Below are 541 nucleotides of genomic sequence, written 5' to 3'. Positions count from 1 at the left end.
GGCGGTTTCACGAGTTTGCATTTCGGCAGGAAAGTTCTTTTCAATCCCGTCCTCTTCTGTGCCGCCAAACGGTGGGTTAGTCGCAATCACATTGATATTGCTATCCCAACTTGAAAGCGGCTTATTGAGCGTGTTGCCATGCTTAATCTGCACAGGGACTTCGATACCGTGGAGCATCATATTGGTGATACACAGCAAATGTGGCAGTTGTTTCTTTTCTACACCATGGATTTGCTTTTGCAGCGTTTGGTGGTCGGCTGCGCTTGTTACGTAGTTCTCTTTAACGTGATCGAACGAGCAAGCCAGGAATCCGCCCGTACCGCAGGCGGGATCCATAATCTGCTCACCTAGTTTAGGGTCAAGACGATTGACGATAAAGCGAGTCACTGCGCGAGGGGTGTAGAACTCACCCGCATTACCTGCGCTTTGTAGGTCGCGTAGGATTTGCTCGTAGATATCACCAAACAGGTGACGTTCTTTAGAGTCAGTAAAGTCGATTTCGTTGAGCTTGTTAATCACTTGGCGCAGCAGTGTGCCATTT

At 48.8% G+C, this 541-nt stretch carries 1 protein-coding gene; it reads right to left on the bottom strand.

Features of this window, described 5'->3' with window-relative positions:
- Window positions 1–541: N-6 DNA methylase (locus R7Q46_RS29715; RefSeq protein ID WP_318078660.1), on the bottom strand; the 541-nt coding region annotated here is incomplete at both ends.

This window comes from Vibrio sp. 811 (assembly GCF_033339195.1).
The sequence above is the reverse complement of the archived record's forward strand: the minus strand, read 5'-3'. Positions and strand labels throughout refer to the sequence as shown.